This window comes from Mycobacterium dioxanotrophicus, from assembly GCF_002157835.1.
GTDB lineage: Bacteria > Actinomycetota > Actinomycetes > Mycobacteriales > Mycobacteriaceae > Mycobacterium > Mycobacterium dioxanotrophicus.
In genome coordinates, this window is record NZ_CP020809.1 from 6602132 (window position 1) to 6629116 (window position 26985).

Annotated in this window: 26 protein-coding genes and 1 pseudogene; 8 read left to right on the forward strand and 19 right to left on the reverse strand. The window is 67.4% G+C overall.

The genetic code is table 11. The features are described 5' to 3' along the window. Nucleotides 1–4: 4 nt before the first annotated feature. On the reverse strand, nt 5–1558 hold the full coding sequence (locus BTO20_RS32190) for an APC family permease (protein ID WP_087079987.1): 1554 nt from the start codon (nt 1556–1558) through the stop codon (nt 5–7). A gap of 222 nt (nt 1559–1780) precedes the next feature. On the opposite strand from BTO20_RS32190, the gene BTO20_RS32195 reads away from it, so the two are divergent. Then, nucleotides 1781–2545, forward strand: a complete 765-nt coding sequence (locus BTO20_RS32195) for a GntR family transcriptional regulator (RefSeq protein ID WP_087079989.1) — start codon at nt 1781–1783, stop codon at nt 2543–2545. A 98-nt stretch (nt 2546–2643) separates the two neighbouring features. Here BTO20_RS32195 and fgd read toward each other — a convergent pair whose 3' ends face one another. Beyond that, nucleotides 2644–3654: a glucose-6-phosphate dehydrogenase (coenzyme-F420) gene (gene fgd, locus BTO20_RS32200; RefSeq protein WP_087079991.1), complete on the reverse strand. Its 1011-nt coding sequence runs from the start codon at nt 3652–3654 to the stop codon at nt 2644–2646. Nucleotides 3655–3688: 34 nt separating this feature from the next. On the opposite strand from fgd, the gene BTO20_RS32205 reads away from it, so the two are divergent. After that, on the forward strand, nt 3689–4429 hold the full coding sequence (locus BTO20_RS32205; RefSeq protein WP_087079993.1) for an MBL fold metallo-hydrolase: 741 nt from the start codon (nt 3689–3691) through the stop codon (nt 4427–4429). A gap of 10 nt (nt 4430–4439) precedes the next feature. Here the strand turns inward: BTO20_RS32205 and BTO20_RS32210 are convergent, their stop codons facing one another. From BTO20_RS32210 to BTO20_RS32220, 3 genes are read right to left on the reverse strand one after another with little or no spacing between them, the layout of a single operon-like run. Next, the gene (locus BTO20_RS32210) at nt 4440–4739 is read right to left on the reverse strand and encodes a hypothetical protein (RefSeq protein WP_232490916.1); all 300 of its coding nucleotides are present in this window, start codon (nt 4737–4739) and stop codon (nt 4440–4442) included. A gap of 11 nt (nt 4740–4750) precedes the next feature. Next, the gene (locus BTO20_RS32215) at nt 4751–5848 is read right to left on the reverse strand and encodes an LLM class flavin-dependent oxidoreductase (RefSeq protein WP_198344143.1); all 1098 of its coding nucleotides are present in this window, start codon (nt 5846–5848) and stop codon (nt 4751–4753) included. Then, nucleotides 5845–6345, reverse strand: a complete 501-nt coding sequence (locus BTO20_RS32220; protein WP_087079997.1) for a GNAT family N-acetyltransferase — start codon at nt 6343–6345, stop codon at nt 5845–5847. The genes BTO20_RS32215 and BTO20_RS32220 overlap by 4 nt, the downstream gene beginning before the upstream one ends. 255 nt (nt 6346–6600) lie before the next feature. Between BTO20_RS32220 and BTO20_RS32225 the strand changes: the two genes are divergently transcribed. Next, a complete protein-coding gene (locus BTO20_RS32225) occupies nt 6601–7965 on the forward strand; it encodes a DUF445 domain-containing protein (RefSeq protein WP_087079999.1) in 1365 nt (454 codons plus the stop codon). A 4-nt stretch (nt 7966–7969) separates the two neighbouring features. On the opposite strand, the gene BTO20_RS32230 is transcribed toward BTO20_RS32225, so the two are convergent. Together BTO20_RS32230 and BTO20_RS32235 are read right to left on the reverse strand one after the other, a co-directional pair. After that, on the reverse strand, nt 7970–9028 hold the full coding sequence (locus BTO20_RS32230) for an Abi-alpha family protein (RefSeq protein ID WP_087080001.1): 1059 nt from the start codon (nt 9026–9028) through the stop codon (nt 7970–7972). Between the two features lie 91 nt (nt 9029–9119). Then, nucleotides 9120–10358 (reverse strand): PucR family transcriptional regulator, encoded by a 1239-nt coding sequence (locus BTO20_RS32235; RefSeq protein ID WP_232490917.1) that lies wholly within the window; start codon nt 10356–10358, stop codon nt 9120–9122. Nucleotides 10359–10491: 133 nt separating this feature from the next. Here BTO20_RS32235 and BTO20_RS32240 point away from each other — a divergent pair, with 133 nt between their 5' ends. Next, nucleotides 10492–11343: an SDR family oxidoreductase gene (locus BTO20_RS32240; RefSeq protein ID WP_087080005.1), complete on the forward strand. Its 852-nt coding sequence runs from the start codon at nt 10492–10494 to the stop codon at nt 11341–11343. Nucleotides 11344–11429: 86 nt separating this feature from the next. Here BTO20_RS32240 and BTO20_RS32245 read toward each other — a convergent pair whose 3' ends face one another. The 9 genes and pseudogenes from BTO20_RS32245 to BTO20_RS32285 form a co-directional block, all read right to left on the reverse strand. Further along, nucleotides 11430–12446, reverse strand: coding sequence for an aminotransferase class IV (locus BTO20_RS32245; protein ID WP_087080007.1), 1017 nt, complete (start codon nt 12444–12446; stop codon nt 11430–11432). 217 nt (nt 12447–12663) lie between these two features. After that, a pseudogene (locus tag BTO20_RS32250) lies at nt 12664–14043 on the reverse strand (APC family permease); the annotation flags it as partial. Between the two features lie 105 nt (nt 14044–14148). Then, entirely contained in the window at nt 14149–15078 is a 930-nt protein-coding gene (locus tag BTO20_RS32255) for a LysR family transcriptional regulator (RefSeq protein WP_087080009.1), read from the reverse strand. A gap of 12 nt (nt 15079–15090) precedes the next feature. After that, nucleotides 15091–15501, reverse strand: coding sequence for a hypothetical protein (locus BTO20_RS32260; RefSeq protein WP_087080012.1), 411 nt, complete (start codon nt 15499–15501; stop codon nt 15091–15093). 3 nt (nt 15502–15504) lie between these two features. Continuing rightward, complete coding sequence (locus BTO20_RS32265) at nt 15505–16749, reverse strand: O-succinylhomoserine sulfhydrylase (RefSeq protein WP_087080014.1); 1245 nt, start codon at nt 16747–16749, stop codon at nt 15505–15507. Between the two features lie 7 nt (nt 16750–16756). Then, nucleotides 16757–17167, reverse strand: a complete 411-nt coding sequence (locus BTO20_RS32270; protein ID WP_087080016.1) for a rhodanese-like domain-containing protein — start codon at nt 17165–17167, stop codon at nt 16757–16759. After that, entirely contained in the window at nt 17164–17613 is a 450-nt protein-coding gene (locus BTO20_RS32275; protein ID WP_087080018.1) for an Rv0361 family membrane protein, read from the reverse strand. Before BTO20_RS32275 ends, BTO20_RS32270 begins: the two co-directional genes overlap by 4 nt. Further along, nucleotides 17613–18980 carry a formate-dependent phosphoribosylglycinamide formyltransferase gene (purT, locus tag BTO20_RS32280; protein ID WP_087080020.1) on the reverse strand — a complete coding sequence of 456 codons (1368 nt, stop codon included), beginning with the start codon at nt 18978–18980 and terminating at the stop codon, nt 17613–17615. Before purT ends, BTO20_RS32275 begins: the two co-directional genes overlap by 1 nt. A gap of 24 nt (nt 18981–19004) precedes the next feature. Continuing rightward, a complete protein-coding gene (locus BTO20_RS32285; RefSeq protein ID WP_087080022.1) occupies nt 19005–19307 on the reverse strand; it encodes a UBP-type zinc finger domain-containing protein in 303 nt (100 codons plus the stop codon). Between the two features lie 42 nt (nt 19308–19349). On the opposite strand from BTO20_RS32285, the gene BTO20_RS32290 reads away from it, so the two are divergent. Genes BTO20_RS32290 through BTO20_RS32305 form a run of 4 tightly spaced genes read left to right on the forward strand, consistent with a single transcriptional unit; the run spans nt 19350 to nt 24380 of the window. Further along, nucleotides 19350–20942: a Na+/H+ antiporter gene (locus tag BTO20_RS32290; RefSeq protein ID WP_087080024.1), complete on the forward strand. Its 1593-nt coding sequence runs from the start codon at nt 19350–19352 to the stop codon at nt 20940–20942. Then, a complete protein-coding gene (locus BTO20_RS32295) occupies nt 20935–22956 on the forward strand; it encodes an MMPL family transporter (RefSeq protein ID WP_198344144.1) in 2022 nt (673 codons plus the stop codon). The genes BTO20_RS32290 and BTO20_RS32295 overlap by 8 nt, the downstream gene beginning before the upstream one ends. Nucleotides 22957–22977: 21 nt before the next feature. After that, complete coding sequence (locus BTO20_RS32300) at nt 22978–24183, forward strand: cytochrome P450 (RefSeq protein ID WP_087080026.1); 1206 nt, start codon at nt 22978–22980, stop codon at nt 24181–24183. 5 nt (nt 24184–24188) lie between these two features. Beyond that, nucleotides 24189–24380, forward strand: a complete 192-nt coding sequence (locus BTO20_RS32305; RefSeq protein ID WP_087080028.1) for a ferredoxin — start codon at nt 24189–24191, stop codon at nt 24378–24380. Here the strand turns inward: BTO20_RS32305 and BTO20_RS32310 are convergent. The 3 genes from BTO20_RS32310 to BTO20_RS32320 are packed head-to-tail and all read right to left on the reverse strand — an operon-like array spanning nt 24363 to nt 26966. Further along, on the reverse strand, nt 24363–25019 hold the full coding sequence (locus BTO20_RS32310) for a hypothetical protein (RefSeq protein ID WP_087080030.1): 657 nt from the start codon (nt 25017–25019) through the stop codon (nt 24363–24365). The genes BTO20_RS32305 and BTO20_RS32310 overlap by 18 nt on opposite strands. A gap of 19 nt (nt 25020–25038) precedes the next feature. Continuing rightward, entirely contained in the window at nt 25039–25674 is a 636-nt protein-coding gene (locus BTO20_RS32315; protein WP_087080032.1) for a PaaI family thioesterase, read from the reverse strand. Further along, entirely contained in the window at nt 25671–26966 is a 1296-nt protein-coding gene (locus BTO20_RS32320) for an adenylosuccinate synthase (RefSeq protein WP_087080034.1), read from the reverse strand. The genes BTO20_RS32315 and BTO20_RS32320 overlap by 4 nt, the downstream gene beginning before the upstream one ends. Nucleotides 26967–26985 lie beyond the last annotated feature (19 nt).

Here is a 26985-nt window from a genome sequence, read left to right on the forward strand (position 1 = left end):
GCGTTCAGCGTTCGTGCGCCTCCTCGAGCACCGTCCGACCAAGATCGGAATACCGTTGCGGGTCCTGGTATTTCAAGAACAGGGCCAGCACCACACCGCCGATACCAACGATGCCTACAACATACGGGATCGCGGCGAATATCCAGTCCGACGCGGCCGTACCCGCGGCGAACGACGCGTTCTTGGCCAGCAGGTAGATGACGTAGAGCATGCCTGCGCCGCCCAGCAACGGGGCCAGGAATGTGGTGAACCAGTTGGCGGTCTCCGGATGCTGCCTCTGCACGTGGAAGTAGGCGATGACCGAGAACGCCGCCAGCGCCTGCACGATCATGATCGCCGTGGTGCCCAGCAACGCCATCAGGCCGTACAACCCGGTGTAAGGATCGCGCCCCGTCACGTCGAAGAACAGCACCACGGCGGTTGCGAAACCGGTCTGGACGAATCCGGCGATGTGCGGGGAGCCGTGCGCCGGGTGGGTCGCACCGATGGTCTTGCGCATGCCCGGGATGACGTTCTCCCGTCCGAGGGCATAGAGGTAGCGGGCCGCGCAGTTGTGGAAAGCCATGCCACATGCGAACGATCCGGTCATCAGCAGGATCTTGAACAAGTCGACCGCCCACTGGCCGAGATGCTGCTGCACCGGATTGAAGAAGATGTTGCCCGCGGTGGCCGAATCCTGTGCCAACGCAACGGCATTGTCGGGCCCCGTGCCGACGATCGCCAGCCACGACACCAGCACGTAGAACACCCCGATACCGACCACCGAACTGATCACCGCGATGGGGATGATCTTCTTGGGGTTTCGCGACTCCTCGCCGTACATGGCGCTGCTCTCGAAGCCCACCCACGACCAGAACGCGAAGAACAGGCCGACGCCCGCGGAACCCGCGACCGCGATCATGTTGCCGTCGGCGCCGGTCACCGACCCCGACAGGCTGTGAAAACCGTTGAGCGGGTTCAGGGATCCCAACGACCATCCCTGCGGACCGCCGCCGGTGAACACCACCGACAGCGCCATCAACGCCAACATCACGATCTCGGTGATCAGGAAAACCCCGAGCACCTTGGCCGCCAGGTTGATGTCGAAGTAGGTCAACACGGTGTTGACCGCCAGCATCACGACCGCAAACACGATCCACGGAACGTCGATACCGAAGAACGATGTGAACAGATCGTTGCCGAAGAACGAGAAGATGCCGATGAGCGACGCCTCGAACACCATGTACGCCAAGGCCGTCAAGAATCCCGCACCCAGGCCGACTATGCGCCCCAAGCCGTGTGAGATGTAGCCGTAGAAGGCGCCGGTGGCGGTGATGTGCTTGCTCATGGCCGCATATCCGATCGCGAACAGGGTCAGCACGATGGTCGCGACGAAGTAGCCGGCGGGCGCGTAGGCACCATTGCCGAAGCCGACCGAGATCGGCACGTTGCCGACCATGGCCGTGATGGGTGCGGCGGTGGCCACCGCCATGAACAGCACGCCGACCAGCCCCACGGCATTGGGTTTGAGGCGCTGGATATCAGCACCAACCGGTGCCGGATCGATGATCTCGCTCATTACAGGGTCCCGCCATTTGGTCTGTTTTCCTTGGCGTCGCCGACAGCGCTGTGGTGCGACGAGCACATTTCTATCGCGCGATGATGCCTCGGTCAACTCGAAATTCGTTGCAGCCCAATATGTTTGTTTCCGCAATGTTTCGAAACTGGGAATCGTGAAACGGGAAGGTTACACCTCGTTTTTTGGTCTGCTGCGCCGAGTCGTTTGGTACACACTCGGGGCATGACTGCGACATCCGGCGGTCCCGTCGCCGAGGACGTCCGTCGACGCATCCTGTCCATGCTGGCCCAGGGCACGCTGCGGCCCGGCTCCCGACTGGGAACCGAACGCGAGATGGCCGAGAACTTTTCGGTGTCCCGGTCGACGCTGCGCAGCGCGTTGCTGCCGTTGAGCCAGGCCGGCGTGTTGGAGCGGCGCACGGGCCGCGGTGGTGGCACGTTCGTGCGGGCCGACGTGGTCGAACGCAATGCCGGTGAACTCGTCGGACTCCCGGCCCGGTTACGCAGCGGAGGTCACACCAGCGCCACGCGGGTGCTCGGGACCGACCGCAGGGCGGCCACGTCCGCCGAAGCCCGCGCACTCGAAATCCCGGACGGCACAGAGATATTCACGATCAGGCGGCTGCGGTTCGCTGACGGTGTGCCGCTTTCGGTGGACCTGGCGTGCTTCGTCGCCGAACACATGGAGGATCTGCTGGAACAGCCTCTCGGCGGCTCACTCTATGAACTGCTGCGGGTGCGCTACGGGCTGACCCCGGCCACCACCACGGAAACCATCGAGGTGGTCAGCGCCAGCCCGCGGGAAGCCGAATGGCTCGACATCGCCCACCGCAAGCCGCTGTTGGCCATTACCCGGGTCACCCGCGATGGCAGTGACCGGCCGTTCGAGTACGCCTACGACCTCTTCCGGGCCGACCGGGTCCGGCTCACCTCACACCGCGAGCGTGCGCGTCTGCTGGTCGACACACCGATGCTCGCCGGCATTTAGCGCACGCTCGCGCGGCACGAGGGTGCGCTGCAGGCCGGGCATATGCGGCGTGTCGAGGGACAGACGCGCACGCTCGCGGTGCAAGAGCGGGGCAGGGCTCAGCCGAGCTTGCGCAACCGGGGTTCCAGATCGGTCTTGAACAACTCGAGGAAGCGACGCTGATCCGGCCGCGGGTCATGGAACACCAGGTGGTTCAGGCCCCAGTCGACATAGTCCTTGACCTTGGCCACGGCCTCGTCGGGATCCGATGCCACGATCCAGCGCTTGGCGACCTGCTCGATGGGCAACGCGTCGGCGGCCTTTTCCATCTCGATCGGATCGTCGATGGAGTGCTTCTGCTCGGCGGTGAGCGACAGCGGCGCCCAGAACCGGGTGTTCTCCAGCGCGAGCTTGGGATCGGGGTCGTAGGAGATCTTGATCTCGATCATCCGGTCGATGTCCTCGGCGTTGCGCCCGGCGGCCTGCGCGCCCTCCCTCACGGCGGGAATGAGCTTGTCCTTGTAGAGCTCTTCCCCCTTACCCGAGGTGCAGATGAAGCCGTCACCCGCGCGGCCCGCATATTTGGCCACCACGGGACCGCCGGCAGCGATGTAGACCGGCACGCCACCTTCGGGCACGTCGTAGATCGAGGCGCCCTTGAGCCGGTAATACTCGCCGTCGAAATCGACGCGGTCACCGACCCACAGTTCCCGCATGAGCTTGACCGATTCCCGCAGCCGCGCGAAACGCTCCTTGAACTCCGGCCACTCGCCGGTGTAGCCGGTGGCGATCTCGTTGAGCGCCTCCCCCGTGCCCACGCCCAGGAAGACGCGATCCGGGTAGAGGCATGCCATCGTCGCGAACGCCTGCGCGATCACCGCGGGGTTGTACCGGAACGTCGGCGTCAACACCGACGTGCCCAACACCAGTCGCTCGGTGCGCTCGCCGACGGCCGTCATCCAGGCCAGCGAGAACGGCGCATGCCCGCCCTCATGGCGCCACGGCTGGAAATGGTCGCTGACCGTCGCGCTGTCCATCCCCGACGATTCGGCCAGCACCGCGAGCTCGACCAGTTCCCGGGGCGCGAATTGCTCTGCAGAAGCTTTATAACCAAGTTTGAGTTCAGCCACGCTTTGTTTCTACTCCAGTCCATAGACTCGCGGCATGGCAGCAGTCCTGAGCGCGATCACCGAACACGTACACATCGCACAAACGGACCTGGTCAACTGGACTCTGGTGACCGACGGCGACGGCGTGATGCTGATCGACGCCGGATACCCCGGCCAGCGCGACGACGTGCTGGATTCGGTGCGGCAGCTCGGCTTCGGCGTCGACGACGTCACCGCGATCCTGCTGACCCACGCTCACATCGACCACCTGGGGTCGGCCATCTGGTTCGCCAAAACCCATGGCACACCGGTGTTCTGCCACGCCGACGAGGTCGGCCACACCAAACGTGAGTATCTGGAGCAAGCCTCCCCGGCAGACGTCGTCAAACACATCTGGCAGCCGCGCTGGCTCAAGTGGACCGCGACCCTCATCGCCAACGGCGGGCTGGACCACTCGGGCATCCCCACCGCAGCGGCGCTGACGCCCGACGTCGCGTCCGCGCTGCCCGGCGCGCCCGTGGCGGTACCCACGCCGGGGCACACGGGCGGGCACTGCTCGTTCATCGTCGACGGGGTCCTCGTCGGTGGAGACGCCCTGGTGACCGGGCACCCGCTGATACCGCGGCCCGGGCCACAGCTGCTGCCCGCCCTGTTCAACCATGACGAGGCCGGTTGCCTGCGCAGTCTGGAAGCCCTGGGGCGGCTCGACACCGATGTGCTGGTGCCGGGACACGGCCCGGTATGGCGCGGCCCCATCGCCGAAGCAGTGCAGGAGGCCATCGCCCGGCACGGCTAGGCGCAGAAAGTCAGTGGATCACCTTGTAGCCGAGCAGGAAGAACCCGGTGAGGCACAATCCGCAGGCCAGCACGATCGCGGGCATCAGGATGATCTGGTCGAGTTCGTCGGGATCCAGTTCCTCGTCGTCGTACACCGGGCCGAACAGCACGCGAGCCACCCTGGTCTGACGGAACCTGTGCATGCGCCGGCGCATGCCGGACGAGTCGGTGCGCCGCCCGATGAAGATCCGCAGCCCTATGCCAAGCGCGAACACCGCCGCTGCCCCCGCGAGCAGCAGCGTCCCCACCAGCACCTGCGAACTCGGCACAACTCCCGAGCTTATAGTCCCCAGCGCTCGGCGATCAGCTGATGCGAGCGCAGCCGGTCCTCGTGCCGGTGGGTCACCGACGTGATCACCAGTTCATCGGCACCGCTCAGCCGCTGCAGCGCCGCCAACCTGTGGGCCACCTGATCGGGATCGCCGACGAATTGTGTTGCGGTGCGGTCGCGCACCAACTCCTGCTGTTCGACCGTGAGCGGGGCGGCGTCGTCGGGATCCGGGTAGGGCGCCGCGCCACCGCCGGAACGGATCGAATAGACCCAATGTCCATAGGTGGTCGCGAGATGGCGGGCGGTGGCCTCGTCGTCGGCGACCACCACGTCAGCCGACACCACGACGTACGGTTCGGCCAGGCGGTCCGACGGCCTGAATCCGTTGCGGTACACCTCGATCGCCTCCAGTGCGGTGGCCGGAGTGATGTGGTAGCTGGCGACGAACGGCAAGCCCCTGGCCGCTGCGACCCGGGCGCTCTGGCCCTTGCTACTGCCGAAGATCCACGGCGTCAGCCCCGTACCGGCACCCGGAACCGCCGTCCCGACGGCATACCTGCCGTCCACCAGCGCCAGAATGTCGTCGACCTGATCGGCGAAATCCGGCGCCACCGCCTCGGGCTGCTGAAGCGCCGCCGCCTGCGCCTGTAATCGCGGATTACGCAGCAGCGCAACGATATCGAACGGCGCGGGGATCACCACGCCGTCGGTCTCGTGCCACTCCCGCGGAGTTCTCGGCGCGCCGGGCGCGGCCTTGACGGCCTCGGCCCGCTTCTGCCCCGACCGGCCCACGCCGAGGTCGATACGCCCGGGATGAAACGCGGCCAGCGTCCCGAAGCTCTCCGCCACCGCCACCGCGGTGGTGTGGCCGAGTTGCACTGCCGCGGTACCGACGCGGATCTTCTCGGTGGCGGCCGCGATCTGCCCGACCAACACCGCGGGTGACGAGCTGGCCACCGCCACAAAATGATGCTCGGCCACCCAGTACCGCTTGTAGCCCCACTGTTCGGCGTGGCGGGCCAGGTCGACGGTGTTCCGCAGCGCAGTCGCGGCGTTACTGCCCGCAGTGATCGGTGCGAGGTCGAGGACCGAGAGCGGAAGGGTCACGTCAATGCCTTCTCGAACGCGATCGGAAGCACCGTCCCGCCCCCTTCGGCCTGCATCTCGAGCTCCATCCGTCGGTAGCCCGACGAGAGATAGAGCGCCTCGGCTTCGGGCTGACGATGCCCGGTGGTCAGAAAGACGCGCCGATAGCCGCGGGTGGCGATCTCCGCTTCGAGCTCGGTGAGCAGCCTGCTCGCATACCCGCGTTGGCGGTGACCGCTGGCGGTCCAGATGCGCTTGAGCTCCGCGGTATCGGCGTCGAACCGTTGGAACGCGCCGCCGGTGACGGGTTGGCCGTCGAGCAGCCCGATCAGCAGACCGCCATCGGGTGGCGCGAAGTCAGCAGCCGGGTGGCCGCGCAGCCACTCCATCACGCGTTCGGCGGTGCCGCCGTAGCGACCCGAGTATTCGACGGCCAACTCGGCCAGCAGCGGCTGGGCCAGCGGGTCATCTTGTCCCACGGCCTGGAAGCGCAACCGCTCCAACGTTGATCCGGGCATCACTTCAATGTCTAACGTGTGCGCCCGGTCCGCATTCCGACTGGGGATATTTGATCGCGATGATTGAAATTTCATCGAGGTCCGCGACGTACGGCAGGATTGCCGCAGGCGTTATTTTTCTGACCGCTGCGGATTGTGGGCACCCACAACAACTCCCGTGGATTGCGACAACGCCACGCGCAACTCCGGATCGGACGGTCTGCCGCGTCGCTAGTTTCAACTGGCATCGACCCGAAGACAAGGGATGGGCCCGAGATGACCACTGTCGGTCTGGCGACCACATCTTTCATCGACTGGGAGGGGCTCACCGGCCAGTCGAAATTTGTGATCGACATGGTCAGCATCCCCATCTTCAGCGCGATCGCCGGCCTGATCACCAACTGGACCGGCGTCCTCATGTTGTTCGCGCCCACGCAGTTCACCGGGTTCTATGTCCCCGGGCTCAAGACGCTCTTCCCGCTGCTCCCCCGCAAGGTGCAGATTCTGCCCATCTTCGCGCCGAACGGGATTCTCGGCTTCCAGGGCTTCATCCCGTGCCGGGCGGAGAAGATGGCCAGCCTGATCGTCGACATGTCGATAGCCCGCATCGGCGGCATCGCCGACTTCTATCAACAGCTCGAGCCGGACAAGATGGCCGAGCAGATGGCCCGCGAAGCACGGCCGCACATCCGCCGCATAGCCGGTGATGTCATCAACAGCAACCACCGATGGCTGTGGGACGCGCTGCCCGCGCCCGCCCAGGACAGCGTGATCGCCACGATCGACGCCCGGGTTCCGGCGATCTCGCAGCGCGCCTTTGCCCGCGTCGGCGACCACATCGACGATCTGCTCAACGTCAAGCTGATGACGGTCAACCATCTGCGCCGGAATCCGGCTGTGCTGAGCGACATCTTCAAGGGGATGGGTGCCCCGGAGTTGCGCTTCATGGTCAAGATCGGGGCGCTCGGGTTCCTCTTCGGAATCCCACTCGCGTTGTACCTCAACTGGGTTCACGAAGCCCACCCGCCAATTCTCAGCGCCGTCCCGTCCTGGTTGGTGGTGCTCGCCGGCGCCGCCATCATCGGCGTGGTGGTCAACATTCTGGCCATCAAGATCGTGTTCGAGCCGGGTGACCCGCAGCCCCGCTACAAATACCTCTGGAAGCAGGGCATCTTCCCGAAGCGCCAGTACGAGGCTGCTGCGCAAGTGGCGACAATGATGTCCGAGAAGGTACTCACCGTAACGAATTTCACGCGCGAGCTGCTGTTCGGCGCCAGCGGTGACAAGACCGCGTCCTATCTCGCCGAAGTGGTGGCCGAGGAAGTGGACCAGATTTTCACTCCGCTGGCGGTGAGCGTCGGGCGGACATTGCGGGTGGTCGACTGGGACGATCTGGAACGCAAGGTGAGCCAGGAGATCGTCGACCTGGCCCCGGAGGTGTTCTACTCCGAGGAGTTCAACGACGAGAAGGCCAAGAAGATCGCGGACTTCGCCACCACGAAGTTCCGTGAGCTGCCTCCCGCCGAGTTCAGCGAAATGCTCTATGCGGCAATCGAACAGGACGCGTGGCTGCTCTATGTGCACGGCGGCTTGCTGGGCGTGCTGGTGGGCGCGGTCCACCTGCTGCTGTTCGGCTGGTGACGCGTCAGTCCTTGTGCCGCAACGCCGGCGGTCCCTTGCCGATGATCTTGTCCTGCCGACCGTCGGTGTCCCAGCCACCCGCGTGATAGCCCTCGGTGTCGAAACAGACGTCGATGAACTGCTCACCGAACGGCGTCAGCCGCAGACTGCGGTAGATGGTCACGGCCTTCGGCACACTTTCGATGGCATGCACCGCTGCGGGCTGCACCTCCAGAAGCGCATAGCGGCGATAGTCCTCGACCGGTTCCCGGGAGAAGTTCAACAGCCCGAGCCGATGCAGGTTGGCGAAGTAGTGGTGATCGCGGTCGGGCCAGTGGCAGCCCGCCATCTGAGCAACCATCGTGATGCCGCTGGCCAGCAGCACCGAACCGATCTGGAACAGCGTCTTGGTGCGCACATCGATGACGGGCTGGGTGCCCGCGACAGCCATGAAACGCAGGATGCGCGCCTCGTCGGGCAGGAGTTCGTCGATGATGCGCAGGAACGATGGATGCATGTCGCGCCGCTGGCAGTCCGGCTGGTAGGAGATGCGGATCAGCGCGCTACCGCGTTTGCGCAGCGCCGCAGCCGATTCCGCCGATGCCTGGGTGCCGAGCACCCGCCCGAGCGCTTCGGTGACACCTGCCAGTGGCGCTGACGCAAGCTGTCCGGCACCGAGCACGGGCCCCATCGCCACGTTGGCAACCGTGTCCATGGCGTCGGTGACCGGGTTGTTCGGAAGCCCCATGACATTGCCGAGAATCCCAAGCGCACCAAGGGGTTTTACGGACGCGTCAATGTCCTCGCCCTCCGATTTGCGGGTGTGCTCGCCCTCGCCGCGGGGGGCCGATTCGCCGCGCAGCGCACGCGCGACATCGGTCAGCGCGTTGGTCACCACACCGAGCGCATCGTCGGACCGGTCGACACTGTGCCTGCCGTCGACACTGTGCCGCCCCGCGGATGACCGCGGATCGACATTTTTCGTTGCGCCCAAGGCGATCTCACCAAGCGCGCCGAGCAGGCCGAGTGACTGACCGTCGGTCGGCTCCGGCCGCTTGTCCTTCTTCTTTCCCTTATGCCCCATGGGATTCCCGATCAAATGGCAGGTGTCCGACCTTCACCCTAGGACACCGCGGCGAAAGCGTCTGGTGAACCACCATTTTCGGGCGCACCGACTAGCCCGTCGGCCGCCGGGGGAACGTCCCGCCCCGTCGGGCGTCGTCGTGCTGCCCCAGCGCGTAGGTCGCCGTCACGAGCTCGGCGAGCGCACGCGGTTCACTCAGTGACCGGCCGGTGAGCTCGGCGATGCGGTGCAAGCGGTATCTCACGGTGTTGGGGTGGCAGTGCAGCGCCCGCGCCGTCCGCTCGGTCGACCCACCCTCGTCGAAGAACGCCCGCAGCGTCTCCAACAGGCCCTGCCGGTCTTCGACAGGCAGATCCAGCACTGCGCCCAGCACATCCTGGGCCATCCGGCGGCCCTCGTCCGGGTCGCGCGCGACAAGCCCTGCCAATGGGCTGGGACTGAATTCACGAAGGGCCGCGTCCCCTGGCGGGATCTCCGCCAGTGCGGTGCGGGCCAGATGGAACGCCCGCGGCGTGTCGGCCAGCGATCGGTACACCGGGCTGAGCCCGGCCCGCGTGGCGCCCGCCTCGCGGAGCACCCGCAGCATCAACCCGTGCTGATCGTCGCGCAGCGAGATGACGCCGGCGTACAGCGAGGAATTCACGTGCCAGGCCGAGATCATGCCGTGCTCGGCGAGCCGCTTCTCGACGACGGCGCGGCCGTCCTGCGGCGGGCCGGAGGTCTCGACGACGACCACGACGAGGCTGCCGTCCAGCGACAGCCCGAGCATCTTGCCCACCTCCCACGGGCCGCAGTTGAGCACGATCTGCCCGCTGAACAGCGCATCGACCAACGCTGATCGCCGTCGCTCCTGCGCTGCCACGAGCTCGGCCGTCGCGTCGCGATATACCTCGGTGAGCGTCTGGGCCTGTGCGTCGCACAGATGCCACAGCAGGGTCGCGACCTCGGCGAATGCGCCGAGCGAACGCAGGTCCACGGTGCCACGGACCTGGGCCGCCAGGTGGTCCCACAGCATCGTGTTGCCGATCCGGAAGGCCTGCAGCACCTCGGGCAGCGGGGCGCGCTGCCGCGCCCGCGTCCGCCCGGTCTCCCCGGCGGCGCCCAGATGTGCGCTGCGGGCAGGCTCGACCAGCGCGTCGAGCAGTCCACCGAGGTTGCGCGAGATGGATTGCCGCAGCTCGTCGGCCGAGACCACGTCGGCATGCCGGTAGCAGTCGACCTGTTCGCGGATGGCCGTGTACGCGTCGTCGACCAGCCGACCGAGATCCTGTCGAGCCCGCGCGACCAGGTCGTGAACAGCAGAACCGCTCATCGGGCGCATCGGGGTCATTGCATGAAAGGTAATGCCCGCGCTGCTCGAACACACTGGCCGCGAACGACAGTGTCGGGCGTCGGTATCGGCCCCCGAGGACAAACGCCCGGGCCCTTCCCTCCAAAACTTGACACGTGTAAAGTTCGCCGCCATGGACAACATCAGGGGCAAGACCATCGCGATCACCGGCGCCGCCCGCGGTATTGGTTATGCCACCGCCAAGGCCCTGCTGGCCCACGGCGCCCGCGTCGTGATCGGCGACCGGGACGTGGCGCTGCAGGAATCCGCGGTCGTCGAGTTGACCAAACTTGGTCCGGTCTCGGGCTACCCGCTCGACGTCACCGACCGGGAATCCTTCGCCACCTTCCTCGACAAGGCCCGCACCGACGGCGGCGGCCACATCGACGTGCTCATCAACAATGCGGGCGTCATGCCGATCGGTCCGTTCCTCGAGCAGACCGAGCAGTCGATCCGGTCGTCCATCGAGGTCAACGTGTACGGCGTGCTCACCGGCTGCCAGCTCGCGCTGCCGGAGATGGTCAAGCGCCGCAGCGGCCACGTCATCAACATCGCCTCGCTGTCGGGGCTGATCCCGCTGCCCGGACAGGTGGTGTACGTCGGCGCCAAGTACGCGGTCGTCGGGCTGTCCACGGCACTGGCCGACGAGATGGCGCCGCACGGCGTCAACGTGTCGGTGGTGATGCCGCCGTTCACCAACACCGATCTCATCGCAGGCACCAAGTCCAGCGGGCCCATCAAGCCGGTCGAACCCGAGGAGATCGCCGCGGCGATCATCAAGACGCTCAACAAGCCCAAGACCCACGTGTCGGTGCCGCCGCCGCTGCGTTTCACCGCTCAGGCCGCCCAGCTGCTGCCGCCGCGCGGACGCCGTCGGCTCAACAAGGCACTGGGCCTCGACACCGTGTTCCTCGAGTACGACGCCGCCAAGCGCAAGAGCTACGAAGACCGCGCGCAGGCCGCCCAGGGTGTCATCGAGAGCTGAGTTTCTCCGCCGAACAGACAGTGAGGTCCGCGACACGCGGCGTGTCGCGGACCCCCGTGTCTGCTCGCGCTAGTAGGTGATGGACGCTAGTAGGTGATGGGCTCGATCAGGGACGAGGGCTCATCCATCAACGCCCAGAAGCGATCTCGGATAGCCGCGGTGAGCGGGCCGGGCTCACCCTTGCCGATGGGCTCGCCGTCGAGGGTGTTGATCGGAGTGACGCCGCCCGCGGTCGTGACGGCCATGAGCTCGTCGGCCTCGTAGAGCTCGTAACTCGTCACGTCCCGCAGCGTGGCCTCGATGCCCATCTGATCGGCGATCTCGAACACCGTCTTACGGGTGATGCCCGGCAACGCATTTCGCGACGGCGAGGCCAGCTTGCCGTCCTTGACGATGACGACGTTGAAGCCCGGTCCCTCCGCCACGCAATTGTCGGCGTCCATCAGGATGGCGGTGCGGGCGCCGCGGTCCTTGGCCTCGAAACTGGCCGCGGTGAGATCGCCCCACTGGTAGTTCTTGATGGTCGGGTCGACGGTGTTGCGCCCGGCCCGGCGCACGTGGCGCGGTACGACGGCCGTGGTGCCGAAGATCTGCTCGGCAGGCGGGAAGGCCCACAGGTACGGGATGGCGTAGATGTAGACCTGGTGGGTGAGCTTGGTCAAGTCCTTCTCGCCCTTGCGTTTTCCGTATCCGCGGGTGACGGTGAGATTGACGAACGACTCCCGCAGCTGCGACAGCGACACACATTTCTTGGTGATCTCGGCCAGCTCGTCCTTGGAGTAGCCGGCGTCCAGACGCAGCTTGGCCGCGCCGTCGAGCAGCCGGTCGAGGTGGTCGCCGAGCCGGAAGATGTTGCCGTGCCAGACATGTGCGACGGTGTAGGTCAGGTCGGAGTGGCCGAACCCGGTGTCGAAGATCGAGATCTTGGCGTCCTCGGCGGGAATGAACTCTCCCTCGATCCACGCGGCACCGCCCGCGAAGGGGCTCGACTCGTCGAGTTCGTAGTCGCTGTACTGGATTACCGAGCCCGCGGGGGTGGCCTCGCGGATCGCGCCGGGTTCGACGGCGACCAGGTTGGAGGTGCCGGCATCTGTGACTGTCATAGCAATTTCCTTCGGTGTGGAGTTGGCTCTGCCGCCACGGCGCAAAAGTACGAGTGATCGGCGCCGTGACCGCAGACTCAGGCGGTAATCAGGAAGCGTGGGTCTTGACGTAGTCGGCACCGGCGTCGCCGCGGCGCAACCGCGCTTTCAGGCCGGTGGCCCACCAGGCCGCCGCGATGGCCGCGACGCCGAGGAAAACCCATTTGTTGTTGGTGAATTGGGGCAGGAAGAGCAGGGTGACGGCGACTCCGACGAAGATCACCAGGGCTGCGATGTAGAGCGGCAGCCGGAACCGGCCGAGGTCGAACGTGCCGGGTTCGGCGGCGGGAATGGTCCCGCGCCGGTAGCCGACCAGCAGGCCGATGGTCTGCAGGATGTAGACGAAGAAGAACAGCAGCGACGCGATGCCGATGATGTAGTTGAACGCCTCCTCGTTGACCAGGGCGGACAACAGCAGCGCCGCGGACAGGCAGCCCAGCCCGATCACCGCGTAGGTCGGCGTCTTTCGGGTCGGCGAGACGTGCCGCCAGATGTGCGAGAACGGCAGCATGTTGTCGCGGGCCATCGAGTAGGTGAGCCGGGTGGCGACCAGGATGTTGGCCAGCAGGCAGGCCAGGATATTCGTCAAGGCAACGGCGACAACGATTTTCGTCACGACCGGGCCGGCCTGCTGGTTGATGATCTCTTCGATCGGTGCGGCCTGGTTGGCTGCGACCGCACCGGCGTCGCGGATCGCCAGCACGTAGACGATGTACATCAGCAGTTCGATGACGATGGACGTCACCAGTGCGTAGAACATCGTGCGAGGCACGACCTGACGCGCGTTGCGGGTCTCCTCGGCGACATCGGCACCGGACTCCACCCCGATCAACCCGAAGAACGGTCCGAGGGCGGCCGCCAGCCAGGCCAGCACGTAGGAGTTCTTGTCACCGGACTCGCCGCCGGTGAACAGCACCGAAATGGGTTGATGGTGTTCGGGGGCCGAGAACGCGATGACAGCGACCAGCAGCGTGGCGCCGACCGTGATGACGAGTTCGAGGCTGACGCCGATGTTGTTCACCATGGTCGCGAAGCGCACGCCGTAGATGTTGATCAGGACGCAGACGAAGACGACGCCGATGGCGAGCAGGATCTGAGCGCTCTGGCTCATGGTCCAGCCGAACAGTCCACCGAGATAACCGGACAGGATGAAGCCGACGCCGGTCATGCCGCAGACCCAGCCCATCAGCGCGATGAACCCGGTGAACCAGGCCAGGTCGGGCCCGTTGATCCGGCTGATCCACTGATACGAGTAGCCCGCGAGCGGCAGCTTCGCGGTCAGATCGGCGGCGATCAACGCCCACAGCGCGAACACCGCGCCGGCCAGCAGCAGCGTCCATACGAACGGCGCTCCCGCGGTGAAGTAGCCGGCACCGAAGCCGGTGAACACCGCGGTGGTGGCGCTGATGGTGGCGAAACCGATGGCGAACGAAGCCAGCTTGCCGACCGACCGGTCCAGCTTCTGGGTGTAGCCCAGCTCGGCCAGCTTGGCGTCTTCGGCGTCGAGCGGCTGGTGGGGGTTGGGTGAATGAGTGGGTGAAGCCAGTGCGTCGGTCATGATCACTCCAGGTCAGGTAAGGCAAGTGAACGACTGATGTAAGGAAATCGCCACCGGTCGGCTACCGGAAGTTCCATCTTTTGATGGAGTGATAACCGTGCTTTATCAGTGCTGCGTGGCGGGCACGGCCACTTCCTCGCCCTCCCCGAAATTCCATTCCCGCTGCACGTGCCTGATCAACGCGTCGGCCTGCGGGGTGATCGCGGCGGGATGCCACGCCAGCGCGACATGGCTGGCCGGCCGATCCACAATCGGCACGTAGACGATGCCCGGCCGGTCGTAGAACCGGGCCACCGACGACGTGGTGAAGCTGATGCCCAAACCGCGCGCGATCGACGTCGTCTCCGCCTCGTAGGTCGCCGCCACCGCCGCGATGGTCGGCGGACGGTTGCCCCGGGCGTCCATCGCGAGCCAGTAGTCCCGCCAGGTCCCCGCGGTGACCGGCGCGCAGACGATGGGATCGTCGAGCAGCTCGGCGATGTGGACCTCGGTGCGGTCGGCCAGCCGATGATCGCGCGGCAGGCACGCCACCCAGGTCTCGGAGTCCAGGATCAGCATGCGGTGCTCGGGCAGATCCACCGGCGGCCGGATGAGCGCGACATCGGTGGTCCCCGCCGCCAGCCCGGCGGTCGGGTCGGCGAAGTCGAATTCGATGGGTTCGACGCGGACGTCGGGGTACGCCGCCTCGAAATGCCGCACGATCCGGAACAGCAGGTCGGCACCGGTGCCGATGAGATATCCGACCCGCAACCGGCCCTGCCGGGTACCCGAGAGCGTCACGAGGTTGGCCACCACCGCGTCGACACCGGCGAGGGCCTGCTGCACCTGCGGCAACCAGGCCGCACCCAGATCGGTCAAGGCGACCTCGCGGGTGTTGCGGTTGAGCAGCACCACCCCGAACGCCTGCTCAAGCTGTTTGATGGCCGTCGACAGCGCGGGCTGCGTGATGAACAGCCGCTCGGCGGCACGCCGGTAGTTCAGCTCTTCACCCAGCACCGCGAAGTACCGCAGCTGACGCAGGGTGACGTCGGTCATGGCCGCGGGCGTCTAACCGAACTCCGGGACCGGATCGCCGGCGCGGTAGGCCTCGATGGCATCGAGGTGCTCGACGAACGCGTCGTGCCCGAACTCGTGGCTGTCGGTGCTGCCGACGAACACCACGCGCACGATCGCGCCGTCCTCGGCCGCGTCCAGCCAGAGCGAGGTCACGGGCAGGCCGTCATCGACCTCGGCACCGGACGGTTCGTAGAACCACGCGGCAACCTCGTCGCTGGAGGTTTCCTCGTCAAAAGTCCAGCCGCGCTCGGTGATTCGCTCGTCGAACTCGGCCAGGTCGGCCACGACGGCGTCCTGGATAGCCGACAGCTGCTCGACGACCTCCTGCGGTACCCAGCGCGAGTTCTGGGTCGCCTGCCGCTTCTTGCGACGGGCCTTCTTGCCGTCGGACGCCCGGGACACGCCTCAGCCCAGGGCCTGGTCGAGGTCGGCGATCAGATCTTCGGTGCCTTCCAGACCGATCGAGATCCGCACGACGCCGTCGCCCAGTCCGATCGCCGCGCGCCCTTCGGGCCCCATGGCGCGGTGGGTGGTGGTCGCGGGATGCGTGACGAGCGTCTTGGCGTCGCCGAGGTTGTTGGAGATGTCGATGACGCGCAGCTTGTCGAGCACCTCGAAGGCCCGGTCCTTGCCGCCATCGAGCTCGAAGGTGACCACGGTGCCGCCGCCGCGCATCTGCCGCTTGGCCAGGTCGTATTGCGGATGTGACTCCAGGAACGGGTATTTCACCCAGTTCACGCCCGCCTTGCTCTCCAGGAACTCGGCGACCTCAAGGGCCGACCGGTTGGAGTAGTCCACCCGAACAGCCATGGTCTCAAGGCCTTTCAGCAGCGTCCAGGCGTTGAAGGCACTGATCGCCGGGCCCGTGTGACGCATGAGCTTCTGCACCGGGCCGTCGATGTACTCCTTGTCGCCGAGAATGGCTCCCCCGAGTACGCGGCCCTGACCGTCGATGTGCTTGGTGCCCGAGTACACCACGACGTCGGCGCCCAGCGGCAGGCCCTGCTGCAGCAGCGGGGTGGCAAAGACGTTGTCCAGCACCACCTTTGCCCCGGCCGCGTGCGCCAGCTCGGACACCGCGGCGATGTCGACCAGCGACTGCATGGGGTTGGACGGCGTCTCGAAGAACACCGCCTGCGTCGGCACCGACAACGCCTTCTCCCACTGGGAGAGATCGTCGCCGTCGACGAACACCGCCTCCACACCCCACCGGGGCAGGATCTCGTTGCACACCACGAAGCACGAACCGAACAGGCTGCGCGCGGCCACCAGCCGGTCGCCGGCGCCCAGCAACGCGCCGAGCGCGGTGAACACCGCGGCCATGCCGGTGGCGGTGGCGAAGCACGCCGGAGCGTCCTCGATGAGCCGCAGCCGCTCCTCGAACATCGAGATGGTCGGGTTGCCGTAGCGCGAGTAGACAAATCGGTCGATCTCACCGGTGAACGCCTTTTCGGCGGCCGCCGCACTCTCGTAGACGTATCCCGACGTGAGGAACAGGCCCTCGGCGGTCTCCTCGAACTCCGACCGGAGCAGGCCACCGCGCACTCCGATGGTGGCCTGGCTGACGCCGTCGGGCAGCGGTGCGGGGATCCGCACAGATGGTGTTTCTGCTCCTCGCGTGCGCGGCGGCACAGATGGGTTGTCAGTCATGCCGTCCTCAACTCTGCTTCCAGGGCAAACCGACGGCCTTCCAACCGGTAGCGCCGCGGTGGCGGTTCTCGTCGAGGTTGCCCTCGAAGCCGTCGAGCACGTTGTAGGACGGGCCGTAGCCCGCTGCGGTCGCAGCCTCGGCGGCACCGATCGAGCGGTTGCCGGAGCGACACAGAAAGACCACCGGGCGGTCAGCGGAGTCGACCTTGCCGCGCAGATCGTCGACGAAAGCATCGTTGTGGCTGCCGTCGGTGTGATTCCACTCGATGTAGACCACGTCGCGGCCCAGCTGGCTCAGATCCGGAACGCCGACGAAGCGCCACTCGGCGTCGGTACGACAGTCCACCAGCACGGCGCGAGGGTCCTCGCTCAGCAGTTTCCACGCCTCCTGCGGCGTAATGTCCCCTGCATAGCTCACGGCCGTGAGTCTTTCACACCACCGCACACGCGCCATGCGCCGTCCTCGCGCACGAAGGTCGTCTCGGCGTCGAGCTTGGTGTCGGGTGCCTTGTCGAAGTGATAGACCACAGTGCCGGTGGCGCGGTCACCGTCGATGTGCACACCTGTCACGTCGTCGACGAACCGGGCGCCCTGCTTGGCCACCGAATCGCGTTGCCGGGCAAGGAAATCAGCCTCGGTGCCGCGTTGGTCGCGACAGGTGTAGTCGCCGAACGCGCTCCAGTTCTCCCGCTGCATGGCGTCGTTCTGCCCGACCGCGGCGCGTCCCACCCGCTGCTCCTCGGACAGGCCGTCACCACTGGACAGCACGTTGGCCACGGTAATGCCGATCACGACGAGCACAATGATGGCCAACGCCCCCAGAAACGGCGCCATCGTCGGCCGGTCGACCGGTTCGTCGGCCATCACGAGAAGAGCTTGCGCAGGGCGGTACCCACCCGACGGGCCCGGTCGCGCGCGACGATCACATCCGGCGCGGTGGCCAGGGCCATCCCGAGCCGCCGCCGGCCATCGGAGTCGTCGCCGCCGGCGAACAGCCGCACGTCGCTTTCCGAGGTGACCAAGGCGTCGGCGAGCACCGCGGCGACGGTGCTCGCGTCGGCGGATTCGGAGGTGCCGTAGCTGACCTCCGCCGCGGCAGGCGAAATCATGATGGTGTCGACCGCCAGACCGAGGATCGCCCTGGCGTGCAGCTCGAACTGGGTCAGTCGCTGCGAACGCACCGTGACCAGGCCGCTGTCCCCCGGACCGACGCGGACATCGGCGAAGTACACATCGTCACCCTGCACCAGCAGCTCGACGGCGAAGACGCCACGTCCGCCCAGCGAGTTGACGATGCGCGCGGCGATGGATTTCGCGCCGTCCATCGCCGCAGGCGCGAGCCGCTGCGGCTGCCACACCTCCAACACATCACCGTCGTCGTCACGGTGACCGATCGGCTCACAGAAGTGCACAGCCGGTCCGGCCGGGCCGGTCGTGCGGATGACGAGCAGCGTGATCGCGTGTTCGACCTCGACCACCGACTCGGCCAGCACCCGCATGACCCCGCCCGCAGCGGTCGCACGATCCCACGCCGGCTCGATGTCATCGGGACGCAGCAACACCGACTGGCCGTCCTCCAGCGAACCCGCGACGGGCTTGACGAGCAACGGGTATCCGGCGTGCTCGGCGACGGCGGTCAGCTCGTCGACCGACCCGGCAAACCAGAACGGCACGGTCGGCAACCCCAGCTCGTCGGAAGCCAGCCGCCGCAGGCCCTCACGATCCTGGCTGAGCCGGATGCTGCGCGGAGTCGGCAGCACCTCGGTGTCGCCTTGCTCGGCCACCGCGATCAACGCGTCGGCCGCGACCGCGCCGGACTCGGTCACCACATAGTGCGGACGCTCGCGCTCGATCAGCGCGGCGAGTTCTTCGGTGTCGTCTCCGCGGTCCGCCGCGACCACGGCAACGCCCAGCCGCTCGAAGGCCAGCGCCAGCTCACGGCTGGATTCACCGGCGCCCAGCATGAGCGCGGTGGTCCGCCGTGGCGCGGGTTCCTCAGGCAACGGCTCCGGCTCGCGCACGCGAGGAGCAATAACGGTGGAGGGTTCTGCCGGGGCATCGTCAGGCTCGGCGTCCGTCGGCTCGGCGTCCGTCGGCTCCGCGTCCATCGGCTCCGCCTCCGGCGGGGTCGCAGGCTCCACCGCCTCCGGAGCAGAAGATTCCTGCGCCGATTCGGCTTCTTCGGTCTTCTCGCCGGCCTCTTCGAGGGCTGCGTCAATCGAGTCACTCATCGCGCCACCAAGACTGCCAGATCGTCATCCGACGCGATGGTCGATGTAGCACCAACGCCAACTCTCGCCCGGTTCGGCCGACCGCATGACGGCATGCCCGCTCTGCTTGAAGTGTGCGGTGGCGTGGTGGTGCGGGCTGGAATCACAGCAGCCGACATGCCCACACGTCATACACATCCGCAGGTGGGCCCAGTTGTTCTCGCCGTCCTCCGCGCATTCCTGACACCGCCCGGGGGTAATCGGCTCGGGTTCGTCCACGGCGGCAGCGAGGTGCTCACACGTCGTGGGCACCGCGGTCGGCTCCTGCCGGCGTGATCTCCTCAACATGTTGATCAAGGATAGGACCGGACGCGAAGGAGGATCGACGACGTGGGTGTCTCACTCTTGGCAGCTCTCGTGGTCTCGGTGCTGCTGGCCGCGGTGGCCCGCCGCTGCGACGTTTCGGCGCCGTTGGCCCTCGTGGTGGCCGGGTTGGCCGCCAGTGCGGTCCCCGTTCTCCACGACGTCCACCTCGACCCCGAGCTGGTGCTGTACGTCATCCTTCCGCCGCTGCTGTGGTCCGCCGGGCTGGAGAGCAGCTACGTGGCGATGCGCAAGAACATCCGGACCATCGGACTGCTGGCGGTCGGGTTGCCGCTGGCGACGACGCTGGTCGTGGGGATCGTGGCGTTCCACACCGTGCCCGAACTGACCATCCCCGCCGCACTCACCCTTGGCGCGATCGTCGCGCCGCCCGACGCGGTGTCGGCCACCGCCATCGGCCGCAGGCTCGGGTTGCCGCGCCGCATCATGACCCTGCTTGGCGGGGAGAGCCTGCTCAACGACGCGACCGCCCTGACCGCGTACAAAGTGGCGCTGGCCGCGTCGATCGGCGCGGCGGCCACGTGGCAGCGCGGTCTTGGCACGTTCGCCTTGGCGGCGGTCGGCGGCATCGTGGTGGGCGTCACCCTGGGCATGGTCGTGCACTACATCCGCACGCGGCTCGACGATCCGCTGGTGGAAAGCGCGATCGGACTGGTGGCGCCGTTCACCATCTATCTCGTCGCCGAGGAGGTGCACGGCTCCGGCGTGATCGCGGTGGTGGTCGCGGCGCTGCTGCTGGGGCAACGGGAGACCGACGCCGGTTACGCGACCCGGCTGCAGGACACCGCGGTGTGGAAGGCGCTGCAGTTGGTGCTGGAGTCGTTCGCGTTTTTCCTGATCGGGCTGCAGCTGCCCAAGGTGATCGGCGAACTCACGGGCATCTCGGCGGCCACGCTGGCGATCTCGTCGGCGGCCGTGCTCACCGCGGTGATCGTGGTGCGCATCGTCTGGGTGTACTGCTTCGCCTATCTGCCGCGGCTGCTGTCGGCGAAGCTGCGGGCCCGTGAGCCTGCGCCGACCCCGGGCCAGGTGTTCATCCTGGCCTGGGCGGGCATGCGTGGTGTGGTCTCGCTGGCCGCGGCCTTCGGTGTGCCCGCCACGACGCTGTCCGGTGCGCCCTTTCCCGGCCGGCCGCAGCTGGTGTTCCTCACTTTCGTCGTGGTGGTCGGAACGCTGCTGCTGCACGGTCTGACGCTGCCGTGGTTCATCAGAATGCTTGGAGTGCAGGGTAACGAGGAGCAGGCCGACGCGATCGCCACCGCGGCCGCACAGGACCGGGCGGCCAGGGCCGCCGCCGACCGGCTCGATGAACTGCTCGCCGAGCAGCACGCCAGCACCGACGTGCCGGAGCGGGCAGCCGAGATCCTGCGGGCGTGGAACACCCGGCGCCGCAACGCCGCCTGGGAACGGCTGGGCCGCGACGACGCCGACATCGGCGAGAGCCCCACCTCGGCCTTCCGCCGGTTACGGTTGGAAATGCTTGCCGCCGAACGAAAGACGTTCATCGCCGAGCGCGATGCCGGACACATCGACGACGAGGTGCTCCGCACCGTGCTACGCGGGCTTGACCTGGAAGAAGCGACACTGAACCGTGATTAGAACACTGTCCTGGGTTGCGGTGCTGGTCGTGCTGCTCTCCGGCGCGCTGCTGGGACTGCTCAGCGGAGACGAGTCAGGGTCCCAGTCCCCGGTCGCCGTTCCGGACAACGCCGAATCCGCGCGGGCCGACGCGTTGCGTGCCCAATTCCCCAGTGGCGGAGAGGTTCCCGCCATCCTCGTGGTCACCCGCACCGACGGGGCCGAGCTCGGCGCCGACGACATCGATGCCACGGCCGTTGCGCGGCACCGGATGACGGATGCGCCCGGCGCGCCCGCCGCCGTCTCCGGCCCGCCCGTCCTCGCCTCCGACGATGGCAAAGCCGCGGTCGCGACGGTCCCGCTCGACGCCGGGCTGTCCGGATTCGCCCTCAACGACGCCGTGCGGCAGCTGCGGGACAAGGCCGGGGCAGGCCTGCCCGCCGGGCTGCACGCACAGCTCACCGGCGGGCCGGCATTCGGCGCCGACATCGCGAATTCCTTTGCCGGAGCCAATATCACACTGCTCGCCGTGACCGCCACGGTGGTGGCGCTGCTGCTGATCATCACCTACCGCTCGCCCGTGCTGTGGCTGGTCCCGCTGCTGGTGATCGCCTTCGCCGACCGAGTCGGTGGCGTGCTCGGCACCGCCGTCGCCTCCGGCCTGGGCCTGCACCCCGACGGGTCGACCGGTGGGATCACCAGCGTGCTGGTGTTCGGCGCAGGCACCAACTATGCGCTGCTGTTGATTTCGCGGTACCGCGAAGAGCTCAACACGCACACCGACCATCGTGAGGCACTGCGGGTGGCCGTCCGGGCCGCGAGCCCGGCGATCATGGCCAGCAACGCCACGGTGGTGCTGGCGCTGCTCACCCTGCTGCTCGCGTCGGCACCCAGTAACCGCAGCCTGGGCGTCCAGGCCGCCGCGGGTCTGGTGATCGCCGCGATCTTCGTGCTCGTGGTGCTGCCGCCTCTGCTGGCGCTGTGCGGCACGCGGCTGTTCTGGCCGTTCGTCCCCGAGTCCGGCACGAAAGCCGTTACCGACAGCGGGATCTGGCATCGGATCGCCGACGCGGTGGCCAAGCGGCCCGGCCGGGTCGTGGTGGTCGCCACGGCGGGGCTGGCGGTGTTGTGCGTCGGGCTGCTGAGCACACCGATCGGGTTGTCGCAGACCGAGCAGTTCCGGGTCCAAGCCGAATCGGTCACCGGGTACGAGACGCTGGCCGCGCACTTCCCCAGCGGCCTCACCGATCCGACCCGTGTCATCGCCGCGACCACCAAGGCCGACGCCGTGCAGCAGGCCATCGCCGAAACCCCGGGCGTCGTGAGCGCCACCCGCGCCGGGGAGTCGCCGACCGGGCTGAGCCAGTGGTCGGTGGTCCTGCGGGCCGCTCCCGCATCGGACGGAGCCTTCAAAACCGTTGATGCGCTGCGCAACTCGGTGCACTCGGTGGACGACACGGCGGTGGTGGGCGGTTCGGACGCCCAGGCCAGGGACGCCGCCGCGGCCGCGCAACGGGACCGGCTCGTGGTGATCCCCGCGATCCTGGCCGTGGTGCTCGCCGTGCTGTACCTCCTGCTGCGGTCAGCGCTCGCGCCGCTGGTGCTCGTCGCCGTCACGGTGCTCAGCGCGCTGGCCGCGCTCGGCCTCGGCGGCTGGACCAGCGTGCACGTCTTCGGCTTCCCGGCGCTGGACAACAGCACTCCGCTGTTCGCGTTCCTCTTCCTGGTGGCACTCGGCGTCGACTACACGATCTTCCTGGTGACCCGGGCCCGGGAGGAGACCCCGCAGTACGGCACCCGGCAGGGCATCGTGCGCGCGGTGTCGGCCACCGGCGCCGTCATCACCAGCGCGGGCATCGTGCTGGCAGCGGTGTTCTGCGTGCTCGGTGTCCTGCCGCTGATCGTCCTGACGCAGCTGGGCATCATCGTGGGCCTCGGGATCCTGCTGGACACGTTCGTCGTCCGCACGGTGATCGTCCCGGCCCTGTTCACGTTGATCGGCCCGCGGATCTGGTGGCCCGGGCTGCGCACGTGACAGCGGCGTACCGTCGAATTCATGACTGCGCCCGAGGTCCTGCCGCCACTGCACATGCGGCGCAACGCCTTCGACCCCACGCCGTATCTGCGGGAGGTCCGTGAGACCGACGGCGTGCGCACCGTCGTCAACGCGCTGGGCATGTCGGTACACCTGGTCACCCGTCACGACGACGTCAAGATGGTGCTGGCCGATCACGAGCGGTTCTCCAACAGCAGGCCGCCGGGCTTCGCGCTGCCCGGAGCCCCGGAGATGTCCGCCGACGAGCAGGCCAGCGCCCGGGCAGGCAATCTGCTGGGGCTCGACCCGCCCGAGCATCAACGACTGCGCCGGATGCTCACCGCGGAGTTCACCATCCGCCGGATGAACGGCCTGGAGCCACGGGTCGTCGAGATCGTCGAGGCGCAATTGGACGCCATGGCCGCCGCGGGGCCGCCTGCCGATCTGGTGGCCGATTTCGCCCTGCCCATCCCGTCACTGGTGATCTGCGAGCTGCTCGGCGTTCCCTACGCGGACCGTGACGATTTCCAGCAACGCTCCACCCGGCAGCTCGACCTGTCCGCGCCGATCCCCGAACGCCTCGAATTGCAGCGTCAGGGCCGCGATTACATGCGCCGGCTGGTCGAGCGGGCGCGCCGCGATCCGGGCGAGGACATTCTCGGCATGCTGGTGCGCCAACACGGCGACGAGCTCAGCGACGACGAACTGATCGGAATCGCCGGGCTGCTGCTGCTCGCCGGCCACGAGACGACGTCGAACATGTTGGGACTGGGCGTACTTGCGCTGCTGCGCCACCCCGACCAGCTCGCCGCGGTACGCGACGATCCGGCGGCCGTCGGCCCGGCTGTCGAGGAGCTGTTGCGCTGGCTGTCGATCGTGCAGAACGCGATCCCCCGCATCACCACCACCGCAGTCGAGATCGCCGGAGTCCAGATACCGGCCGGCGAGCTGGTGTTCGCGTCGCTGCCGTCGAGCAACCGGGACCCGGATTTCATCGACTCCCCCGACACCCTCGACATCCGCCGCGGCGCACCGGGACACCTGGCCTTCGGCCACGGCGTCCACCACTGCCTCGGCGCGCCCCTGGCTCGCATGGAGATGCGGATCGCGTTCCCCGCCCTGCTGCGCCGCTTTCCGCGGCTGGCCCTCGCCGAACCGTTCGAGGAGGTGCAGTACCGCTCCTTCCACTTCATCTACGGGCTGCGATCGCTCGCGGTAACGTGGTGAGCGCCATGAGGATCGAAGCGGATCGGGACGCGTGCATCGCATCGGGCAACTGCGTGATGGTCGCGGGCGCGGTCTTCGACCAGGACGACGACGGTGTGGTGCGGCCGCTGGTCGACGAGGTTCCCGACGCCGAACTCGACCACGCCCGCGAGGCCGTCAACTTGTGCCCCGCCAGCGCGTTACGTCTGGTGGACTGACTCTCCCGGCAGGTCGATCACGCCGGCCCGGATCAGCACCAGCACGCTGACCACCAGCACCCACGCCGGGAACGCCAACGTCAGCCACATGGACACGTCGCCGGCCACCAGCAGCCCGACGGCCAGCACGTAGCTGGTGATCACCAGCCAGTGCGGCATGAGACCCGTCTTGAGCCAGATGGTGGCCAGCGAGATCATGAAGACCGCGGCCATCCGCAGCGCGTAGGTCTTCGAGATGGTGAGAAGGACGAACTGGCCGAAGGTCGCCACGCTCGGATCCATCGCCCCGCCACTGTGTTCCAGCCCGGCACCCACCCCGGCGGCCACGAAGAGCATGGCCAGGAACAGAATGCCGCTGCCGACGAAGACGGTCGAGAAGAACTTGTCCTCGTAGCGGCCCAGGCCGTCGCGCATCACGCCCATGAACCACAGGAAGCTGATGCCGGCGAACGGCATGATCGTCGCTGCCACTTGAAGATTGGTGCTGCCGGTCACCAGCCACTGTGATCCCGGCTCGGCACCTTCCGGCAGCGCCGTGCGGATCAGGACCAGCGCCGTCCCACACAGAAGGGCGAACAGGACGCCGGCGAGTGCCGCCGCGCGGGGCGTGGAGAGTCGACGCAGATGCTGTTGAGCCACCGCGTCATGTTCGCACGGCTCAGGGCTGGCCGGGCAACAATCTGACCATGAGGCCGTTGGCCTCGGCCAGCAGATTCCCGTCCGCGTCACGCAATTCGGCGTTGACGAATGCCTTGCGGCCCTCGGCTTCCCGCACCCAGCCGCGCGCGGTGAGCAGCGTGTCGATGGGCGTCACCTTGCGGTAGTCCACATGCAGGAACGCGGTGCGGCTGATGGGCCGCCCGGCGGCGTGGATCACCATGCCGAACACCGAGTCGAACAACAGCGGCAGCACCCCGCCGTGCACGGCGTAGTTGCCGCCCACGTAGTACCGGCTGAAATCCACCTGCACTTCGACACCGTCGGGATCGAACTTGGCGACGGTCCATGGCGGCATCAGCAGGCTGCCCGCACCGGGCAGTGACGGCACGCGGTTGGCCGGGCCGACTCCCTCGGGCGCCTCGTACGGGGCGAGCAGTTTGACGAGTTCCTCGACGCGGTCGGCGGCCGCGTCCCAGACGTGAGCGTCCGGGTTCGCCGACACCGCCAGGTCCTGGGCACGGCGCATCGCCGTCACGAACCGCCCGAAACCCGGCCCGGGATCGGCGGCCTCGAAAACCGGGAATCCGCCGTGCTGTTCGAAAACCGAAACGGAGTCCGCCGCTTCCTCACTCACGAAGGGGCCAGGATGTCGCGCCGCACAATGGTCTGGTCCCGGCCCGGGCCCACACCGATGCACGAAATATGCGCGCCGGCAAGCTCTTCGAGGCGAAGCACGTAATCCTGCGCCTTGGCGGGCAGGTCGCTGAACTCGCGGGCGCCGGAGATGTCCTCCCACCACCCGGGCAGTTCCTCGTAGATCGGCTCGGCGCGATGAATGTCGGACTGTGTCATCGGCATCTCGTCGGTGCGCTTGCCGTCGACCGTGTACCCGACGCAGATCGGCACGGTCTCCAGGCTGGACAGCACGTCGAGCTTGGTCAGGAAGTAGTCGGTGATGCCGTTGACGCGGGTGGCGTAGCGGGCGATCACCGCATCGAACCAGCCGCACCGGCGCGGCCGTCCCGTCGTCACACCGACCTCGCCACCGGTCTTGGCCAGGTACGCCCCGTGCTCGTCGAACAGTTCGGTCGGGAACGGCCCCGACCCGACACGGGTCGTGTACGCCTTGAGGATGCCCAGCACCGTGGTGATGCGGGTGGGGCCGATGCCGGAGCCGACCGATGCGCCGCCCGCCGTCGGGTTCGACGAGGTGACGAACGGGTAGGTGCCGTGGTCCACGTCGAGCAGGGTGCCCTGCGACCCTTCGAGCAGCACGGTCTCGCCGCCTTCCAAGGCCTTGTTCAGCAGCAGCCGGGAATCGGCGATGCGATGCTTGAACCCCTCTGCCTGGGTGAGCAGGTTCTCCACCACCTCGGCCGGGTCCAGCGCCTTGCGGTTGTAGATCTTGACCAGCACCTGGTTCTTGAACTCCAGTGCGGCCCCGATCTTTTCGGCGAGCAACTGCTCGTCGAGCACATCGGAGACGCGGACGCCGATCCGGGCGATCTTGTCCTGGTAGCACGGCCCGATGCCGCGGCCGGTGGTGCCGATCTTCTTGGTGCCCGCGTACCGCTCGACCACCTTGTCCATCGCGACGTGGTACGGCATCAGCAGATGCGCATCGGCCGAGATCAGCAACCCCGAGGTGTCCACTCCGCGCTCTTCGAGACCGCTGAGCTCGGTCAGCAGCACACCGGGGTCGACGACCACACCGTTGCCGATGACGTTGGTGACACCGGGCGTGAGGATGCCCGAGGGGATGAGGTGCAGGGCGAAGTTCTCCCCGGTGGGCAACACGACCGTGTGTCCGGCGTTGTTGCCGCCCTGGTAGCGAACGACCCATTGCACCCGGCCACCGAGTAGATCGGTGGCTTTACCTTTGCCCTCGTCGCCCCACTGGGCACCGATGAGCACGATTGCCGGCATGGCGTAATCTCCCGCCTAT

Coding starts and splice junctions, on each gene's coding strand:
- BTO20_RS32190 (WP_087079987.1), bottom strand. CDS start 1,558: ATGAGCGAGATCATCGATCCGGCACCGGTTGGTGCTGATATCCAGCGC.
- BTO20_RS32195 (WP_087079989.1), top strand. CDS start 1,781: ATGACTGCGACATCCGGCGGTCCCGTCGCCGAGGACGTCCGTCGACGC.
- BTO20_RS32205 (WP_087079993.1), top strand. CDS start 3,689: ATGGCAGCAGTCCTGAGCGCGATCACCGAACACGTACACATCGCACAA.
- BTO20_RS32220 (WP_087079997.1), bottom strand. CDS start 6,345: ATGCCCGGATCAACGTTGGAGCGGTTGCGCTTCCAGGCCGTGGGACAA.
- BTO20_RS32225 (WP_087079999.1), top strand. CDS start 6,601: ATGACCACTGTCGGTCTGGCGACCACATCTTTCATCGACTGGGAGGGG.
- BTO20_RS32230 (WP_087080001.1), bottom strand. CDS start 9,028: ATGGGGCATAAGGGAAAGAAGAAGGACAAGCGGCCGGAGCCGACCGAC.
- BTO20_RS32235 (WP_232490917.1), bottom strand. CDS start 10,358: ATGACCCCGATGCGCCCGATGAGCGGTTCTGCTGTTCACGACCTGGTC.
- BTO20_RS32240 (WP_087080005.1), top strand. CDS start 10,492: ATGGACAACATCAGGGGCAAGACCATCGCGATCACCGGCGCCGCCCGC.
- BTO20_RS32245 (WP_087080007.1), bottom strand. CDS start 12,446: ATGACAGTCACAGATGCCGGCACCTCCAACCTGGTCGCCGTCGAACCC.
- BTO20_RS32255 (WP_087080009.1), bottom strand. CDS start 15,078: ATGACCGACGTCACCCTGCGTCAGCTGCGGTACTTCGCGGTGCTGGGT.
- BTO20_RS32265 (WP_087080014.1), bottom strand. CDS start 16,749: ATGACTGACAACCCATCTGTGCCGCCGCGCACGCGAGGAGCAGAAACA.
- BTO20_RS32275 (WP_087080018.1), bottom strand. CDS start 17,613: ATGGCCGACGAACCGGTCGACCGGCCGACGATGGCGCCGTTTCTGGGG.
- purT (WP_087080020.1), bottom strand. CDS start 18,980: ATGAGTGACTCGATTGACGCAGCCCTCGAAGAGGCCGGCGAGAAGACC.
- BTO20_RS32285 (WP_087080022.1), bottom strand. CDS start 19,307: ATGTTGAGGAGATCACGCCGGCAGGAGCCGACCGCGGTGCCCACGACG.
- BTO20_RS32300 (WP_087080026.1), top strand. CDS start 22,978: ATGACTGCGCCCGAGGTCCTGCCGCCACTGCACATGCGGCGCAACGCC.
- BTO20_RS32305 (WP_087080028.1), top strand. CDS start 24,189: ATGAGGATCGAAGCGGATCGGGACGCGTGCATCGCATCGGGCAACTGC.
- BTO20_RS32320 (WP_087080034.1), bottom strand. CDS start 26,966: ATGCCGGCAATCGTGCTCATCGGTGCCCAGTGGGGCGACGAGGGCAAA.